A 16,961-nucleotide genomic window follows, 5' to 3' on the forward strand; every position below is an offset into this window, starting at 1 on the left:
CCTCACACGCCGAAGGCTTGCAGTTGCTCGATGATATCTTCGGGGTAAATATGGTTGGTACAGCTGTTATCGGCTGGGCAGTGGGCCAGGCTGCATGGAGCGCACCTGATGGTGCTTTCGATGCAGGTTGCGCGGTGGTGAACCGGGCCCTGCAGGGCGAGGGAGGTTGACCCGTAGAGGGCGCTGACGCGGGCTCCGACCATATCCGCCACATACATGGCATCGGACTGCACGCCGGTGTAGATCCCGGCCACCATGGTCATGCCCGCAAGGGACTCCAGGGAGGTGTTGCCACACAGGGATATGCCCATGCCGGATGTTTCAATGATGGTGGTGGCTTTGGCAGCGTCTTCAGCGCTGCCGACCAGCACTGGAGTTCTGCCGCGGCTGGTCAGCCACTGACACAGCTCAATGAAGAACTTTACGGGCCACTGCTGGGATGGCAGTGTTCCCTGCACCGAGAGAATGACCGGGTTTTGCAGCTGCCGGGCAAACATTTCGCCGCGGGTGACTTCGTCGGAGCCGGGAAGGATGCTCGGGGCGATGGAGAAGCTGTGGATGCCGGTGGCATTTTTCAGCAGATGGTGGTAGCGATACTCCTGGGAAGGGTTGCTGGCAGGGAAGGAGACCACATTGCTGTACTTTTTCTGGATGTTTTCGGGCAGGTCGCCGAAGCCCCAGTTGTCCTGTTTACGTACCCAGCGCCCAAGAGAGGCGCTTTCGCGGTTTCCCTGCAGATCAACGACGCGGTCGAAGTGATGGCGGCGCAACTTCCAGTAATTTTTCATTTTCTGAGAGGGTTTCAGGGGAATGACATCATCGGCAATGCCGAGAGAGCTGACAAAGCTGGCGTGATCTTCCCGCGCGGCCAGCGCGATGGTGCCATTCATGCGATCTGTATCCCGAACGCCTTTGAGGGCCAGGGACGACTTGGTAATGCCGGCAATGGTATCTGGCAGAATAAAAAGTGTTTTCATTGCATCACCCGCTCACAGGTCCAGTATACTTCGTCAGTGTCCACCAGATCCATGCAGTAGTGTCCTGGCTTGTCGCAGGTGTCGCTGTTGCACGGGGTGCAGAGAATTCCTTCCGCCTGCATCAGGGCCGCCTTGGGGGAGATAGGGCCCCAGAGCTGGGAGTCCGAGGGGCCGAACACGGTAACCAGGGGGATATGCATGCTGTCTGCCAGGTGAATCGGTGCCGCTTCTCCGCCCAGTACTATCTTTGCGCCGGCAACCAGGCCGATCAGGGTGGTTATATCGGTTTGGGCCACCAGGTTGGTGTGGGGAATATCTCCCAGGGCGCGGGTGATGCTTTGGCCGATGTACTCGTCCTTGGCTGCGCCTGTGAGCACGATGTGCAGCTGATGGTTTGCACGGAGCCCTTTGGCTACATCCGCCATTCGCTCGGCGGGCCAGCATTTCAGTGGTTCATCGGCAGGGCCGGTGCAGATCAGCGCGTAGTGACCGAAATGTTCCCGTAGTACGCGTGAGGCTGCCCGCAAAGAGCGCGCAGGGGGTTCCCAGGGTTCAGCGGTTCGAGCTGATGTCTTGATGAGTCCAAGATCCTGGAGCAGGCTTACGAAGTAGGAGCTGCGATGGTTGGTGGTGTTATGCAGGCACAGGGTCGACTTTTTGTGCAGGGCGGAGCGTTTCCAGTTTTTCCCCTCGGAGCCCATCAGGCAGGCGATGCGGGCATGGCGTGCGATGGACAGGTGATCGGGATTTTCCTCCAGGAGAAGTGCTGTGCTGTACTTCTGGGGTGCCAGGCGCAGGCCGAGTTCTTCGGCACTGCTGCTTGAGTCCTTGCGAAACGGCAGCAATTTATCTATATAAGGGGTGTCCATGTAGAGAGGTGCGGTGCTGGCGTCCGCAACCAGGTCAATGGGTATGTCTGGGTGATTTTCCCGCAGGGATCTGATCGCTTTGAATGCCATGATGGCGTAGTTTATCCGACTTGGAAGGAATACCAGTAGCTTTTCCATACATCCTGTTTCTTTCAGAGGAGTTCATGGCAAAAAAAGGCCTTGCCAAAATAAAACAGCCTTGGCAAACCATGGGGCTGTTCAGTTTACTTCTGTGTGCGGCCTTTATGCCGACAGCGGCAATGCTGCTGGCGCAAAAAACCCCGCACCTTGCGCCTGTTGGTATATCATGGGGCTGGGTGCTGCTGGTGCCCATGATCTGCCTGCCGATTTCCATTGGCCTTGGCGCCGCGATAGTTTACCTGAGTAAAAACCAGTCCGTTATACTGATATTTACCCTTTTATGCAATTTCTTTATTCCGGCGCACAGCATCATACTTTCGCTGTTGATGCTCTCTGTTGCCATTCAGGTGTATGTCGTCACCAAGGTTTTCCACGATCCGGCGGCGCGTATTCGGGAGTTGTTTTTGCTGGGAGTGTCGCCGCAGCGGCAGTTCGTGCACTCTGTGCTGCCTCGGGTTCTGAAGAACCTGCACTGGATGTACCTGTGTTCACTGGCTCTGTGTCTCTACTGTGCCATGAACTGGAACCTTGACCCGTCCATCAACGCAGGGAAAGTAGTCTTTGCGATGATTATCCCATTTGCCTTCTTCGTAATGGGTTCCTGGCAGGTTTCGCACCTGAGGGATCCCTACAGTTCCTCCGCGCCTGCCACGCTTTTTCTCCTGGTGCTGGTGCTTGGGACTCTGGCGAATCAGGGGTATGCGCTGGTGGACCAGTGGCCGCTGGCTGAAATTCAGTGGGTTTCGAGGGCAATGCTGTTGCTGTTTGCCCCACTGGCAGCTCTGGGAGCCTTGATGGCTGACGCGGGGACAACGGCGCGTAAAACCCTGCTGGCTCTGGGTGTTATGGTGGTGGGAGTAGGGGATTTCAGCCTTTACGGTTCTTCTTTGCTGGTGGTTTCCGATGTCCTGTCGGTTCGGCAGGTCTGTGTGGCGCTGGTGGCGGCGGTGACCATGTCCGCTTTCTGGTCGGGGTCGTGGAAGACGGCATTGGCTGCCATGATCCTCTACGGCGCCATTATTCTCTCCTTCGATCCGGTGGGGAAATATTTCGCCATACCCCTGCTTTTTCTGGTATCATGGCTGAAGCCTCAATTCAGTTTTGGTGGAATATAGGTCATGCTCCATCTTAAAGGAATCGTCATAGACGGTGCCCAGAATGAATGCGACTTTACCTTCAGGAAAGGTCTTTTCTACAGCCTTTTGGGTGATGATGACTCTGGTGCACCAGAGTTATTTCGAACCATTGCCGGTCTGCAGGCTCCTGCTTCCGGGAGAATAGTCTTTGGTGGCCGCGATATCACCGGATTCCACCCCTCAAAACGCGGGATGATCACCATTACTTCCGAGCCGATCTTTGATATGGAACAGACGGTTATGGAAAACATCATGCTCTTTCGTTCGGCAGAACGCCGGATTGCCCTGGAAGCCGCAGATCTGATGGGCCTTGGCAACTATGTTCATCGTTCCTGCAGGAAGCTCGATCTGGGAGTACTGCAACGGGTGAGCATGGCACGGGCACTGACCCGCAAACCCCAGGTTCTCTTGCTGGAAAACCCTGTGGATCGTCTGGGTTTTGCGGAGGGGCTGTACTGTCTGCAGGTTCTCAAGGAGGCCCTGACTCCACTGGGGAGTCTGATTCTTCACTTTACCGGCTGCTCCCGTGCGGCCATGGAAGGCAGCGACGAGCTGATTGTCGTCGACGATGCCGATTTTGTGGAGGCCGGAGCTCCCGAAGCGCTGTACTACCATCCCCGCACTCGCCTTGGTGCCGAGCGCACGGGCGAGGTGAACTATATCAGCGCTGTCGGTGTTGAGCAGAATCATCTGCAGCTGCCCTACGGCTATCCCATCAGCTATCCGCCAACTCGGTGTCGCGTTCAGGAGAAGCGCCCCTATACGATCATGTTCCGCCCTGAAGCCCCCACCCTCAGTACCCATAACGCGCCTGGCTGCCTGGCTATACCGGTTCAGGTGAAGCAGTGCTCCTTCCGGCGCACGGCCTTTCGGGTTGAGCTGATGGGGCAGCTGGGTGAAGAGTTTGTGGTCAACTCCTTTGAGCCCCTGGATATTCACCAGGAGCTCATGCTGAATATTCCCACAGCCCGCATGCACCTCATGGGGGCCATGGACTCGTGAAAACCATCGGCATATTTGATTCCGGTGTGGGTGGAATCACCGTACTCAAAGCCATCCGCCGCGCCCTCCCCACCTTTGATATTCTCTACCTGGGTGATACGGCACGGGTTCCCTATGGGACGAAGTCGCGGGAGACCGTTTTGCGCTACTCTCTGCAGGTAGGTGACTTCCTTTACCGTAAGGGAATCGATTTACTGGTGATTGCCTGTAATACGGCTACGGCCTATGGGCTCCATGAAATACGTGCACGCTACGACATTCCCGTGATTGGCGTGATTGAACCGGGTGCCCAGGCGACGGTTGCCCTGAGTCGCAGTGGTCGCATCGCAGTGATTGGTACCAGTGCTACGGTGCAGAGCGGTCAGTACCGCTCGACTATCCAGCACTATCTTCCCGATGCCGATGTCCGTGAGATCGCCTGCCCCATGCTGGTGCCCCTGGTGGAGGAAAACTGGTGTGGCACTGATGTGGCTCACCTGATTCTGCAGCGCTATCTTGGCCAGCTGCGTGGCCAGGTGGATACCCTGGTGCTGGGATGTACCCACTACCCCATGCTGAAGGAAGATATCGCCCGCGTGCTGCCGGGGGTTACCCAGGTGGACTCGGCGGAAGAGACCGCGCGGACCATTGTCGGCCTGACTGGAGTACCTGCCCCGGGAACGCTGGGAACGCTGGGGACGACAACCTACTATATGACCGATACTTCACAGCGTTTTGCGGAAATTGCCAGCAGTTTTCTGGGTGAGTCCGTGGGGAGCATTGAGCACATCGATCTCTGATGACCTGCTGAAATCTCGGCTGCACGGTGAAATGTTATTTTGAAAGGATATACATGCGAACTCAGAGGGCTCCCCACGAGCTGCGACCGATCACGATCACGAGAAATTACACCAAATACGCCGAAGGCAGCGTGCTGATTGCCATGGGCGAGACCATCGTGCTGTGCAACGCCACGGTTCAGAAGACGGTTCCCCGCTTTCTGATCGGCAAGGACAGCGGCTGGGTAACGGCTGAGTACTCCATGCTGCCCCGCGCCACCGATGTGCGTAATCGCCGGGAATCCCAGCAGGGGCGGCCCTCCGGGCGCACCATGGAAATTCAGCGCCTGATTGGGCGTTCGCTGCGCAGCATCATCGATCTGCACGCCATGAGCGGCTACACTATTACCATTGACTGTGACGTGCTGCAGGCTGACGGGGGAACCCGCTGCGCTTCCGTGAACGGAGCCTTTATTGCTCTGGCTGACGCCGTGGATTCGATGCTCGCGGCGGGCATGATCGGTGAGTCCCCTCTTCGCAGCACGGTGGCAGCTATCAGTGTCGGCATATTCAACAACTGGCCGCTTGCCGATCTGGATTATCTGGAAGACAGCCAGGCCATGGTGGATATGAACGTGGTGGCGACGGGAAAAGGGGAGTTTGTGGAGATTCAGGGGACCGGCGAGAGTCGTCCCTTCTCCCGCAAAGATCACGATATTCTGCTGGAACTGGCGCTGGATGGTATCGGACAGATCAGCGCCCTGCAGTTCGAACAGTTGAGTGCCCAAATCAGACAGCACCTGGAGTAGCACTATGAAGATCATCCTGGCATCAAAGAATCGCAAAAAACTGATAGAACTCCGTGAGATCCTGCGAGATATCGGGGTTGAGGTGTACTCTCCCGAAGAGCTTGAAATCAACATCCCCGATGTGGAGGAGGATGGCAGTACTTTTGTGGAAAACGCCCTGAAAAAAGCGCGCTCAGCGCACCTCTACTCCGGGCTTCCGGCCATTGCCGATGACAGCGGTATCTGCGTGGATGCTCTCGGTGGAGCTCCCGGCGTCTACTCGGCCCGTTATGCCGGCGATCACTGTGACGATGATGACAATAACCGTAAACTCCTGGACGCGCTGAGCGAGGTGGAGGATCGGCGTGGGCGCTTTGCATGCGCTATCGCCTATGTGGATGACCAGCAGAGCCACACTGTGGAAGGCTTCTGCGAGGGCGTTGTCTTGCGGGCACCCCGGGGCGAAGGTGGTTTCGGCTATGACCCCCTCTTCCAGCCCACGGGTTTTGAGGAGAGCTTCGGCAGCCTTCCCAAGGAAGTGAAGAATCGTATTTCCCATCGTTACAAAGCTATAGTGGCGTTGAAGCAATTTCTGCAGACTGTGCAGCAACCTGTCTGAGGAGGAGAAGTGTTACGGAACGCCAGTAAAACGGAACTTCAGGAGCTGATCGGGCAGCACTGCCAGAAGCCTGAGAAGGTGCCGCTCTTCATGGGAGCCCTTGAAAAGATGCTGGTCAATGGACAGTTGATTTTCAAACCGACCTGGAGCTGGTGGGCTTTCTTTTTCAGTTGGGCCTATTTCCTCTACCGCAAGCTGTACCTGTGGGCGGCGGTGTTTTTTCTTGTCAATGTGATTACCGGCATGGTCGGTCTGAATCTGCTGGTGATGGTTGCGGCGGGGATCAGCGCCAAGTACCTTTATTTAAAGAAATTCACCGATGATCTGCAGGTGGCCGGCTTTGGCAGCCAGACCTTTGTCGAGGTGAAGTCCAACATGCGCCAGCTTGGCGGCTACCATAACTGGGTGGTGGTGCTGATTCTCCTGCTTGCGGGCATTGCCCTGTTGAGCGCGCTGATGGCTTTGCTGGCAGGAGGAATGTAGTGAAACTGCCGCAGCGCGCTCTTCTGTAGAGGTTCTGTTCAGGTTTTCGCCGTCCACCAGTTTTGGGGAGACTGTGGCTTTTTTGCTCTGGAGCGGACTTCATGGCCGCTGCGAAGGTTCTTTCCTGTTGACGCATTGCCTCAAATGTGCAAAAAATCAGGAACACACTACTTCAAAAGGGTCTTGCCATGCTCAGGCTTTTCAAGAGGTTTTTCTCCAAAGACATTGCCATGGATCTCGGAACGGCCAATTCGCTCATTTTCTGCCGTGGAAAAGGTATTGTACTGAATGAGCCAAGTGTCGTTGCCATTGATCGTTACACGGGAGAAGTCATCGCCTGGGGCATGGAGGCCAAGCGCATGCTCGGCCGTACCAATAAGGAAATTGAAGTCATCCGGCCCTTGAAGGATGGGGTTATTGCCAACTTCGATGTCACCAACAAGATGATGCGCAAGATGCTGGAGGCAGCCTATAATCGCGCCCACCTGGTGCACCCGCGCATGATCATCTGTGTGCCTGCTGGCATTACTTCCGTCGAGAAACGGGCGGTTATTGATGCTGCCGAACAGTCTGGAGCCCGTGAGTGCTTTCTCATTGAAGAGCCTATGGCCGCGGCTATCGGTGCAGGACTTCCCATATCCGAACCCACGGGCAGCATGATTGTGGATATTGGTGGAGGCACCACCGAGGTGGCAGTGATCAGCCTTGGCGGCATTGCCTACTCTGAAAGCATGCGGGTGGCCGGCGATGAGATCAACGAGGCCATTATCCGGTATCTGCGCCTGGAGCATAACCTGCTGGTGGGTGAAAACCTTGCCGAGCAGGTGAAAATCGCCATCGGGAGTGCCTATCCCCTGGAGCAGGAGCTCACCTATACCGTCAAAGGACGCAGCGTGGAGACGGGCATACCCGCTTCCAAGGAGATCAGCAGTCAGGAAATTCGCGAAGCCATTCGCGAACCGGTGGATGTCATCATGAAGACCGTCTTCCGCGCTCTGGAGAAGACGAGCCCCGAACTTATCTCCGACGTGGCCGATTATGGGATCGTTATCACCGGTGGCGGCGCGCTGTTGCGTAACCTCAATGTCTATGTGGAAAAGGTTACCGGCGTCAATGTCATCATCGCCGATGATCCACTGACCAGCGTGGTGCGGGGCACCGGCTGGGCCCTTGAGGATATGGCGACCTATCGGGATGTCTTTGTGAACTGACTCCCGGCGCTCTCTGTCCTGTCTGTCCGAATTCCCACTTTCCGGCGCACGCCACGGAGGTTCTGTGTCTACTTTCATTCGCAAGGAAACCGACTACGCCCTGCGTATTGCCGTCTACCTGGCCAATAAGCAGGAACGTGTCAAGGTTTCGGAAATATGTCAGAAGCTGAATCTCACCAAGCCCGTCGTGATCAAAGTCATTCAGATGCTGAAGCGTCACGGCTTGGTCGCGTCAAAAACCGGGAAATATGGGGGACTGAGCCTTGCCCACCCACCGGAAGAGATCAGCGTGTACGATGTCCTGGTCTCCATGAGTGCTGACCACAGCATCAACACCTGCCTGGAGGACGCCTCGTTCTGTCAGCTGCAGCCCATCTGCCGCATATCGCGGTTTTTCTGTGATATTCAGCGGGATTTCAATGCGCGCCTGAAATCCGTGAAGCTGGCGGGGCTGACTTTCGATGATGAGCAGCTTGAGGCGTTGCAGCGGGTGAAGGCATTATCGTGAGTGCCGCTTCCGCCAAGGTCTATCTGCGAGAAACGGCCGGAATACTGACCGCCTTTTTCTCCGCTCAGCCTTTTTCCATCAAAGCCGTACTGGGAAAACTTCCGCCTGAACAGCGGGGAAACTTCAGGGAGATGGTGAGTGGCGCTTTTCGTCAGCTCCTTTTACTTGAATCCATCCTGAAGGCTTCCTGTGACCGTCCGTTGCGGGAGCTGGAGCCATTTGTCAAAGCTCTCCTGGTGCTTTCAGTGTACCGTATCTACTTTCTGCAGGACCCTGATTATACGGTGGTGGACGAAGCGAACGGGCTTTGTGCTCACGATGGGCAGAAAAGTTTTGTCAATGGCGTGCTGCGCAATGTGACGCGCTACCGCAAGCCCCTTGAGCATTTCATCTATCACGGTAAAGATACGGATCGTCACCTCAGCGAACGCTTCAGCGTGCCCCGGTGGATCGTTGAAGAGCTGCGCGTTTCCCGTGGGGACTATGCATCCATTCTGGAGGGCCTGAATCAACCCCAGAAAACCTTTGTGCGCAATGGCCGATATCTGCGACGCGCTGCCACTGTTCAGGATGATCTGCGTCAGGGAGCGGCGGTGATATCGCCGGGCGGTTTTCTGTCGGTGCTGCACCTGGGGGTGGGGTCCGGGCACGATGTCCTCGACATGGGGTGCGCGCCTGGGGCAAAGTTCTTTCTGTTGCAGGAGCTAGATCCTCGCTCACTGACCGGGTGCGATATTTCTGTGAAAAGACTTGGGACAATGTATGCCGAGGCGGAGCGCCTTGGTTTGCCGAGGCCCCATCTGATCTGCGGTGACGGTATGAGTCCGCCTTTTGCGGACGAGAGTTTTGATCGCCTCTATCTGGATGTTCCCTGCACCGCCAGTGGCACCTTCACCAAGCATCCGGAGGGAAAGTTTCTGCGGACACCCCAGGGACTGGAGGAGCTGCTGGTGACTCAGCGGGCGCTGCTGGCCCGGACTTTTCACCTGCTCAGACCCGGTGGGGTCCTGTGCTATGCCACCTGCTCCGTATTCGACCGGGAAAACGATGGTGTGGTTGCCTGGTTCTGTGCCCAGGAGTCACGGGCACGTGTTCTGCGCCCATCAGTCGGCCTCGAGGATGTTGACGCCAGTTGCCGTCACCTGCTGGCAGACTCCCTGGAGATCACCCCCCATGGCTTTTTTCTGAATCCCGCTGCCCATGGTCTGGATGGCTTTTATTTCAGCTTCATTGAGCGGCAGCAACCATAAAAAAAGCCGCTCCGGAGAGCGGCTTTTTGTGAAGTTGATGTCTCTGTCAGGAGAGCTTCTGCATTTTCCAGAGAATCTGGAACAGGCTCAGGCTCTGATCTTCTTCCAGATTATTGGGCAGCATGATGGATTGCCCGCTCAGATCCATGGATGCCAGCAGGACAATGCCTTTGTTGCTGTAGATCCTGCCCAGGAAAATATCTTCATTCATGACGGCCAGCAGCGGCGTGCCATCGGGAACCGGCAGTGAAGAGATGCGGTTGAGCAGTACCAGGTCGCCCCGGTTAAGCAGTGGCAGCATGCTTTCGTCGTTTACCTTGACCCAGACCGCCGTTTCCTTGGGGTTGGGTATGGAGGAGACAAGCACCTGGGATACGGGCAGGTAGTCAACGGCGGAGCGCTCCTCAAAGATGGAACCGCTGACCTGGTTGACGCCTTCGAACACAGGGAGATTGATAAGGTCAAGCCGCTCTTCCGCAGGGATATCCTTCTTTTCGACAGGCAGTTGTGGGTCAAAGAGCGCGGCGATGTTAACCTCAAGGGCACTGGCCAGTCGCTCCAGGATGATCAGATTGAGTTTGCGCTTTCCGGTCTCGATCTGGCGCACATAGGAGCCCTCGATTCCGACCGCTTCTCCGAGCTTCTCGGAAGACAAGCGTTTACTTTTGCGTATAATGCGTATTTTCCTGCCGATGATCTCAGAAATATTCATGGAAGTCCGCACCACTTTCTTCGTATTTTCTCCAGCGGCTACTGCTGGCGGTATGTTACAGAAAAATCTCTTGTTCCACTATTCGCTATGTATCACGAAGCGCTCGGGACTCTTCTGAGTGTCACACGCAATTGTTACTTCTATATCACAAAGCGGGGTAATACCCAAGGATAATTAGTTCTCTCAAAAAAAAATATTACGTAACATGACGCTGAGCCCCAATAAGGGATGGTGTTGCGGTATAGAGTGGCGGTCGTGGGTTGAAACAATATGGCGGCGGTGTGACAGGTTGCGCTCAGGTGCGCAGGCCGAAGCCGAAATAGATGCTGCTGTCCACCTCATCGCCACGGGTATAGTCTTCGCTGTAGCGTATGACCCAGTAGAAGCAGTCGTTTTCGTACAGGGCGCTCAGGCTTCCACGGGCCGGATCCAGTTTGCGGATGGAGTCCTGAAAGTGCTCTTCCTGGGCCGTGTACTCGTACTCTGCACTGAGCGTCCAACGGGGAATCGCTGTGAGGGTCAGGGCGAGGGTATTGTAATCAAATCCGGGCTCGTTTCTGGCAGCATTGCGATAGCGAGTATACTGGTGGTCCGTGGAGAGGGTCAGGGCATCCGCAATGGTGTAGCCAAGACGCAGCCGCTGACGCAGGGCCTCATCTTCATGGGGGTCGTAGAGAACCTGCCAGGTGGTATGGAATCCTCCGAAGCCCAGGCTGGTATCGCTGACCATGTCGCCGCTGCGCTTTTCCACAGAGTTGGTGGGTGCGAAGGCCTGGGAGAGGCTGTGGGTCATGGTGGCGCGCCCGTAACGCAGGGTGTTGACCAGGCGGGGTACAAAGAGCACGGTGGTCTGTGTGTCGTCATAGAGGCGATAGCCCAGGGGCTGGGCGCTGAAAAATGGGAGCAGGTCGCGATCGGAACCCGTTCGGCCAGATTCACCCACAGAGTCAAAGTCTGCTTCCAGGCGTATGGAGTGGCGCAGCTGTCCAAAGGTGGCGGCGGGCTCCACGGTGTTGAAGCGGGCCTGGGCAAAGGGCAGGAGGTAGGCGAACCCGTCTTCATCCTGGCGGTACCAGGGGGCATTGGTTTTCTGCTCATCCAGGGAGAAAAAGGCTGTGGGGAGTCCATCCTGCTCCATCTCCCGTATCGCATCGGCCCGGATGCCGATGCGGGCTTCCATGGCCCAGTACTGACTGTGAACGGGCTTGGCCACAAAGGCGCTGAGGTTGGCGTACTGCATGGAGCGTACGCGCTCCTGGCTGCCCGTATAGACGTAGCGGGAGCGATAGCGGTCGAAGTAATCGTAGCTGCGTACACCGGAGTCAGCGGCAATCAGGTCGTAGTCGCGGGTGATCTGATCCTTCTCCACCTGTCCCGTGCGCAGATTGCCACCCAGTTGCCACTGGTCGCCGATACGTCCCAGGACCAGCGAGATTTCGGGTTCCCTGGCGACGGAGACTTCGCCCATGCGATTTCCCGGCAAGCGGCGGTACTGCTGCTTCTGATCCACCAGGATGGTTGTGGCCAGCCGTGGCGTCTCGTGGGTCAGGGCAATATGGCTCCAGTAGCGGTGATTGTCGAAGAGATGAAACTCTCCGTCGATGGCCTGTTCGTCTTTCAGGTAATCCTTGACAAAGTCCATATCGGAAACGCGGTCGTACTGGAGGTTGAATTTCCAGTGGTCAGTCTGTATCCCGTAGGTGGCGTAGGTTCGGAAACGATCGGGATCGTCCACGGTGGTGTTGTTTTCGCTGATGCGCCGGTGGGAGAAGAAAGCATCGCCATGGGCAGAGTCGCGGTAACGGTATTCTCCCCCGTAGAGCAGTCCAGTGCGCGTATGCACGTTGGCAAAGACGGAGATATCGGACTGGTCATCCAGGGTGTGGTAGTAGGTGTTGTGAATGCCCAGCCCCGTGGTGTTGCCGCTGCTGAAGGATGGCACGAGAAAGCCGGACTGTCGCTGATTCTTGACGGGGTAAATCATATAGGGGACGTAGAGCAGAGGAACGCCCGAGAGGCTGAAGGTGACTCCCCGGGCCTGCAGATACTCCTCACTGGTAACGGTGGCGCTGCGCATGCGGAATGCCCATGAAATGGCATCACCACGGCAGGCGCTGTAGACACTGTCCTGCACCTCGTAAGTGGCAGGCCCGGTTTTCCGCAGCTCCCGGCTGGTCAGGGTATGTCGCTCGCTGAAGAAGAGCACTGAGCAGCTGGCACTGCCAGTGAACTCGCGGGTGTCCAGGGTTATCTCGTCGGCTTCGAGAACCTGTTCACCTGCGCCCTCCAGGAGTTCAGACACCTCTTTGCTTCGCACGACGACATTCCCCCGGAGCAGGGCCGTGTGGTTTGCCTGATTGAGGAAGATCTCATCCGCCTGGATATGGTAGAGCGGCGAAATCATTTCCACAGATCCCCAGGCGTGCATATCGCCAGTGGCCTCGTTGTAGTTCATGGAGTCGGCATGCAGGGTGATGGTCTGCTGCGTGGCCCAGAGCGGAGTACTCCAGAGAAGGACGACCACCAGGCAGAATTGCCAGTGTCGCACCTCAGCACTCCCAGGCCATATGAGGTTCAAGCAGGGGCAGGATTTCGCCCAGCAGGTAGATGGATCCGGTGATAACCAGGGAGTAATGTTTCCCTTCGGCCAGGATGTTGTCCACCATGGAGATACCCTTCATGGGGCCCTGGACAACCATGACGCGGCTGTGGTCCAGGTGGGACACCAGGGAGAAGAGCTCCTGGAAGGTCTTGCGGCCGCGATGGTGCTTCAGGGGGAAGAGCACGATGATGTCAAAGGACTCCCAGAAGGCTTTGGTGATGGGGTCCAGCTCGCGGTCTGCCAGCAGGGTGGTGATCAGCACGGTTTTGTGTCCGCCACGGCGGGCGTGTTCCAGAATATGGGAACCCATCTTTTCCAGGGCCGGGGGGTTGTGGGCGCTGTCCATGAGGGCCGGATTGCCCCGGTAGCAGAAGGGCTGCATGCGGCCGAAAACCCGGGTACGGGCCACTTCCTCCAGCAGGTTTGTATCGGTGATGTCCATGGCGGCCAGAAAGGCCGCAGCCAGGCGAAAGTTCTCCTCGAAATAGGGGTAGCTGAGGGCAGCACCCACAGTTTCGGGCAGCTGCCAGGCGGATGCATCCACCAGCTGTGATTTCGTATCAGTGGCCTTCTGCCTGGCCAGCTCTCCCCAGGCCGCGCTGGCATCGGTTACCAGTAGGGTCTTCTCCTTGAGAATGGCCAGCTTCTCTTTGGCAATAGTCTCGATGTCTTTTCCCAGAATGGCCACATGCTCCAGGGCGATGGTGGTGACGATGGAGGCGAAGTTGGGGTGCACGTTGGTGGAGTCCAGGCGACCGCCCAGTCCCACTTCAATGACGGCGATATCGCACTGGTGGCGGGCGTAGTAGCGGGCACCCACCACCGTCATCATCTCGAAGAAGGTCAGGTGAACCTGGTTGTTCTCGCAGGCCTCGAAGGTCTCCTCCAGCAGCTGGCGCAGCTCTTCGTCCTCGATGGGCCTGCCGCCAATGCTGATGCGTTCATTGAGGCGCACAACATGGGGCGAGCTGAAGAGGCCGGTTTTATAGCCTGCCAGCTGCAGGCCGCGATGGATGTAGGCAGACGTGGTTCCCTTGCCGTTGCTGCCCGCCACCAGGATGCTGCGGTACTGGTGGTGGGGATTGCCGAAGAGGGCCATGGCGCGGGTGGTGTTTTCCAGGCCCAGTTTCACGTGGCCTTCGGTGCGCTTGAGCAGCTGCTCCAGATAGTGATTCATGTCAGTGGGCATGGGCAAGCACCTCGCCGTACAGGGTAAACTCACGGGTTTCGTTGATATGGACATCCACCAGCCTGCCGATCAGCTCCGCACCACCAGCAAAGTGAACAATGGTATTGAAGTCGGTGCGCCCTGCCAGCATGGCGGGATTATTTTTTGAAGCGCCCTCCACCAGCACCCCCAGGGTGGTGCCCAGGTAGGTCTGCTGCAGGCGGTGGGAGATGGACTGCTGGGCGGCAAAGAGGCGGTTGAGGCGCTCGTTCATCACCTCAAAGGGCACCTGATCAGCCATGGTGGCGGCTTTGGTCTCGGGTCGCACCGAGTAGTTAAAGCCGAAAATCTGCTTGTACTCCACCTGCTCCAGGATATCCATGGTCTGCAGGAAATCCTCCTCGGTCTCGCCGGGAAAGCCCACCAGGAAGTCGGAAGACAGAGCCACGCCGGGAATCCGCTCCTTGAGCCGGGCGATCTTTGCCAGGTACTCCTCGCGGGTATAGCCCCGGTTCATCAGCTTCAGGATGCGGTTGGAGCCAGCCTGGATGGGCAGGTGGAGGTATTTGCACACCCGGGGCAGGGCCATGGCTTCCATCATGGCTTCGCTGAAATCCTTGGGGTGGGAGGTGACAAAACGGATGCGCTGCAATTCGGGGATATCGTGCACCAGGTGCAGGAGCTGTGGAAAGTCCACCAGCGCCCCTGCCTTGTCCTGCCAGCGATAAGAGTTCACATTCTGCCCCAGCAGGGTGACTTCCCGTACGCCATCGTCCACCAGCTGACGGATTTCCGCCAGGATGGAAGGCGCCGAGCGGGAGCGCTCCCGCCCTCGGGTATAGGGCACGATGCAGTAGGAACAGTAGTTATCGCAGCCGTTCATGATAGTCACGAAAGCCTTCATGGCATCTTCGCGCTGGCTGGGCATATCGTACTCGCTCTCGAAAAACTCATCTTCCACCCGGCAGGTGCGTTTGCCCTGCTGCGCCTCGGCGATAAAGTCCATGAGACCGGAGATATTGTTCACGCCGAAGACGATATCGATCAGGGGATTTTTGCGCAGAATACCCTCGCGCTGTACCTGGGGAATGCAGCCGCACAGGGCGATCCTGAAGCCGGGGTGGCGCTCCTTCTGACCGCGCAGGCGCCCGATGTCGGAGAAGACCTTCTGCTCCGCCTTCTCACGCACACTGCAAGTATTGAAAATTGCCAGATCGGCCTCTTTCACATCGCTGACCATCTCGTAGCCGTGGGCCACGAGAATGCCGCGAATGCGCTCGGAGTCGCCGGAGTTCATCTGGCAGCCGTAGGTTTTGATAAAAGCGCGCTGGGTCATGTATTCCTCGTCAGTGCATGTAAAGAAGAGAAGAGTCTCTCACGCCAAGTCCGCAAAGGCACCAAGAAAGGCATGCGGCAAAACAAAGACAATCTTCTCTCGCAAAGCCGCAGAGAACGCCAAGAAGATGGTCAGCCAAATCAAGTCTTCTTGTATTTCCCCTGCGTCCTTCTCTGTCGTTGTTCACCGTGAAGAGTTCCTTCTCCTCCTTGGCGAACTTTGCGTCTTGAGTAAGCGCAGCGAACGGGCGTGAGAAATGCCCTTTATTTTTTTATGAACACGGCACGCAACTGTGCCTCAGGTATTACCCCTTCCCGGTACACCCGCAGCTCCCCGTCGTCCCAGCCAATGACCGTGGAAGGCACACTGCTGGTGCTGGGGTCGTCCATGATGATGGCGTCGGGCTGCAGGTGCAGGCACGCTTCGGCGCTCATGGCCGGGGCTTCGCCGCTGCGGTTGGCGCTGGTGGCGATCATGGGGCCGGCGTAGTCAATGACGGTTTTCAGCAGACGGTGGGAGGTAATGCGTGCCGCCACCCGGCCTTTGCCGTCCAGTACACCGCTGGGGAAGGGAACTCTGGCAGTCAGGGCCACGGTCAGTGGTCCGGGCCAGAAATGCTCCAGCAGAACCTCCAGTTCCGCCGGAATCTCCAGGTAGCGCTCCACCTGCTGGCGGTGGGCAAACAAAACCGGTAAGGGAGCACCCTGGGGGCGCCCCTTGACCTGGAAGACTTCGTCGGCAACTTTCTGGCTGGTGGCCAGCCCACCAAGGCCATAGAGGGTTTCGGTGGGAAAGCACAGCAGGCTTTCGGCCTTGACGGTCTTGACGATGTGCAGCAGCTGGCTGAAAACCAGGAATTCCGTGTGGACGGTGCTCACACGTTCCACTCCTGCTCAATGCGCCTGGACTTCTCGATGACCTTGTCGGCCATGTCCTTTTTAAAGGCATCCAGCTTGGCAGCGACTTCAGGATCGAAGGTGCCGATAATCATGGCTACGTAAATGCCGGCATTTTTGGCGCCAGCCTTGCCGATGGCCATGGATGCCACGGGTACGCCACCGGGCATCTGCACGGTGGAGAGCAGGGCGTCCAGGCCGCCCAGGGAGGTGGCGTCAATGGGCACACCCACAACGGGCAGGGTGGTCTTGGCGCTGACGACTCCCGCCAGGTGGGCTGCGGCACCAGCACCCACGATGATAGCCTTCAGGCCGCGCTCGCGGGCGGTTCTGGCCCACTCAATGGTGCGCTCGGGGGTGCGGTGGGCAGAGCTGACAATAACTTCCGCCTTCAGGCCAAATTCCCGCAGCGTGGTAACCGCCTCTTTCATAATCTCCATGTCATTGTCGGAACCCATGATAACGCCGATCGTATGTTGCATCGCTTCTTCTCCTGGTTGTGATG

At 57.3% G+C, this 16,961-nt stretch carries 17 protein-coding genes; 9 read left to right on the forward strand and 8 right to left on the reverse strand.

Annotated features, from left to right (window positions below):
• Positions 1-2 precede the first annotated feature (2 nt).
• Both SELIN_RS02735 and SELIN_RS02740 read right to left on the reverse strand, forming a co-directional pair.
• Entirely contained in the window at positions 3-977 is a 975-nt protein-coding gene (locus SELIN_RS02735) for a glycosyltransferase family 9 protein (protein WP_013505176.1), read from the reverse strand.
• Positions 974-1,984 carry a glycosyltransferase family 9 protein gene (locus tag SELIN_RS02740; protein WP_013505177.1) on the reverse strand — a complete coding sequence of 337 codons (1,011 nt, stop codon included), beginning with the start codon at positions 1,982-1,984 and terminating at the stop codon, positions 974-976. Before SELIN_RS02740 ends, SELIN_RS02735 begins: the two co-directional genes overlap by 4 nt.
• Positions 1,985-2,091: 107 nt before the next feature.
• Between SELIN_RS02740 and SELIN_RS02745 the strand changes: the two genes are divergently transcribed.
• The 9 genes from SELIN_RS02745 (at position 2,092) to SELIN_RS13725 (ending at position 9,742) form a co-directional block, all read left to right on the forward strand.
• Entirely contained in the window at positions 2,092-3,102 is a 1,011-nt protein-coding gene (locus tag SELIN_RS02745) for a hypothetical protein (RefSeq protein WP_156788009.1), read from the forward strand.
• A 3-nt stretch (positions 3,103-3,105) separates the two neighbouring features.
• A complete protein-coding gene (locus tag SELIN_RS02750) occupies positions 3,106-4,125 on the forward strand; it encodes an ATP-binding cassette domain-containing protein (RefSeq protein ID WP_013505179.1) in 1,020 nt (339 codons plus the stop codon).
• Positions 4,122-4,904, forward strand: a complete 783-nt coding sequence (gene murI / locus SELIN_RS02755) for a glutamate racemase (protein ID WP_013505180.1) — start codon at positions 4,122-4,124, stop codon at positions 4,902-4,904. The genes SELIN_RS02750 and murI overlap by 4 nt, the downstream gene beginning before the upstream one ends.
• 53 nt (positions 4,905-4,957) lie before the next feature.
• Positions 4,958-5,692 (forward strand): ribonuclease PH, encoded by a 735-nt coding sequence (gene rph / locus SELIN_RS02760; RefSeq protein ID WP_013505181.1) that lies wholly within the window; start codon positions 4,958-4,960, stop codon positions 5,690-5,692.
• Between the two features lie 4 nt (positions 5,693-5,696).
• On the forward strand, positions 5,697-6,290 hold the full coding sequence (gene rdgB / locus SELIN_RS02765; RefSeq protein ID WP_013505182.1) for an RdgB/HAM1 family non-canonical purine NTP pyrophosphatase: 594 nt from the start codon (positions 5,697-5,699) through the stop codon (positions 6,288-6,290).
• Positions 6,291-6,299: 9 nt separating this feature from the next.
• A complete protein-coding gene (locus SELIN_RS13720; protein ID WP_013505183.1) occupies positions 6,300-6,773 on the forward strand; it encodes a DUF2628 domain-containing protein in 474 nt (157 codons plus the stop codon).
• A 188-nt stretch (positions 6,774-6,961) separates the two neighbouring features.
• Positions 6,962-7,984, forward strand: coding sequence for a rod shape-determining protein (gene mreB / locus SELIN_RS02775; protein ID WP_013505184.1), 1,023 nt, complete (start codon positions 6,962-6,964; stop codon positions 7,982-7,984).
• Between the two features lie 64 nt (positions 7,985-8,048).
• Complete coding sequence (locus SELIN_RS02780) at positions 8,049-8,492, forward strand: RrF2 family transcriptional regulator (RefSeq protein ID WP_013505185.1); 444 nt, start codon at positions 8,049-8,051, stop codon at positions 8,490-8,492.
• The gene (locus SELIN_RS13725; RefSeq protein ID WP_013505186.1) at positions 8,489-9,742 is read left to right on the forward strand and encodes an RsmB/NOP family class I SAM-dependent RNA methyltransferase; all 1,254 of its coding nucleotides are present in this window, start codon (positions 8,489-8,491) and stop codon (positions 9,740-9,742) included. The genes SELIN_RS02780 and SELIN_RS13725 overlap by 4 nt, the downstream gene beginning before the upstream one ends.
• A 46-nt stretch (positions 9,743-9,788) precedes the next feature.
• Here SELIN_RS13725 and SELIN_RS13730 read toward each other — a convergent pair whose 3' ends face one another.
• The 6 genes from SELIN_RS13730 to purE form a co-directional block, all read right to left on the reverse strand.
• Positions 9,789-10,454, reverse strand: coding sequence for a helix-turn-helix domain-containing protein (locus tag SELIN_RS13730; RefSeq protein WP_013505187.1), 666 nt, complete (start codon positions 10,452-10,454; stop codon positions 9,789-9,791).
• Between the two features lie 295 nt (positions 10,455-10,749).
• Positions 10,750-13,002 carry an LPS-assembly protein LptD gene (locus SELIN_RS02795; protein WP_013505188.1) on the reverse strand — a complete coding sequence of 751 codons (2,253 nt, stop codon included), beginning with the start codon at positions 13,000-13,002 and terminating at the stop codon, positions 10,750-10,752.
• Between the two features lies 1 nt (position 13,003).
• Positions 13,004-14,245, reverse strand: a complete 1,242-nt coding sequence (locus tag SELIN_RS13735; protein ID WP_013505189.1) for a bifunctional folylpolyglutamate synthase/dihydrofolate synthase — start codon at positions 14,243-14,245, stop codon at positions 13,004-13,006.
• On the reverse strand, positions 14,235-15,560 hold the full coding sequence (gene miaB / locus SELIN_RS02805) for a tRNA (N6-isopentenyl adenosine(37)-C2)-methylthiotransferase MiaB (RefSeq protein WP_013505190.1): 1,326 nt from the start codon (positions 15,558-15,560) through the stop codon (positions 14,235-14,237). Before miaB ends, SELIN_RS13735 begins: the two co-directional genes overlap by 11 nt.
• A gap of 263 nt (positions 15,561-15,823) precedes the next feature.
• Positions 15,824-16,438 carry an L-threonylcarbamoyladenylate synthase gene (locus SELIN_RS02810; protein WP_013505191.1) on the reverse strand — a complete coding sequence of 205 codons (615 nt, stop codon included), beginning with the start codon at positions 16,436-16,438 and terminating at the stop codon, positions 15,824-15,826.
• Positions 16,435-16,938 (reverse strand): 5-(carboxyamino)imidazole ribonucleotide mutase, encoded by a 504-nt coding sequence (gene purE, locus SELIN_RS02815; RefSeq protein ID WP_013505192.1) that lies wholly within the window; start codon positions 16,936-16,938, stop codon positions 16,435-16,437. Before purE ends, SELIN_RS02810 begins: the two co-directional genes overlap by 4 nt.
• Between the last annotated feature and the right edge of the window lie 23 nt (positions 16,939-16,961).

Origin of the sequence: Desulfurispirillum indicum S5 (assembly GCF_000177635.2) — a bacterium.
GTDB classification, from domain to species: Bacteria; Chrysiogenota; Chrysiogenetes; order Chrysiogenales; family Chrysiogenaceae; genus Desulfurispirillum; species Desulfurispirillum indicum.

Excerpts from the sequence above, each read along its gene's own strand:
- miaB (WP_013505190.1), bottom strand. The coding sequence starts at position 15,560 with ATGACCCAGCGCGCTTTTATCAAAACCTACGGCTGCCAGATGAACTCC.
- rph (WP_013505181.1), top strand. The coding sequence starts at position 4,958 with ATGCGAACTCAGAGGGCTCCCCACGAGCTGCGACCGATCACGATCACG.
- purE (WP_013505192.1), bottom strand. The coding sequence starts at position 16,938 with ATGCAACATACGATCGGCGTTATCATGGGTTCCGACAATGACATGGAG.
- SELIN_RS02735 (WP_013505176.1), bottom strand. The coding sequence starts at position 977 with ATGAAAACACTTTTTATTCTGCCAGATACCATTGCCGGCATTACCAAG.
- rdgB (WP_013505182.1), top strand. The coding sequence starts at position 5,697 with ATGAAGATCATCCTGGCATCAAAGAATCGCAAAAAACTGATAGAACTC.
- SELIN_RS02740 (WP_013505177.1), bottom strand. The coding sequence starts at position 1,984 with ATGGAAAAGCTACTGGTATTCCTTCCAAGTCGGATAAACTACGCCATC.
- SELIN_RS02750 (WP_013505179.1), top strand. The coding sequence starts at position 3,106 with ATGCTCCATCTTAAAGGAATCGTCATAGACGGTGCCCAGAATGAATGC.
- mreB (WP_013505184.1), top strand. The coding sequence starts at position 6,962 with ATGCTCAGGCTTTTCAAGAGGTTTTTCTCCAAAGACATTGCCATGGAT.
- SELIN_RS02745 (WP_156788009.1), top strand. The coding sequence starts at position 2,092 with ATGCCGACAGCGGCAATGCTGCTGGCGCAAAAAACCCCGCACCTTGCG.
- SELIN_RS13730 (WP_013505187.1), bottom strand. The coding sequence starts at position 10,454 with ATGAATATTTCTGAGATCATCGGCAGGAAAATACGCATTATACGCAAA.
- SELIN_RS13735 (WP_013505189.1), bottom strand. The coding sequence starts at position 14,245 with ATGCCCACTGACATGAATCACTATCTGGAGCAGCTGCTCAAGCGCACC.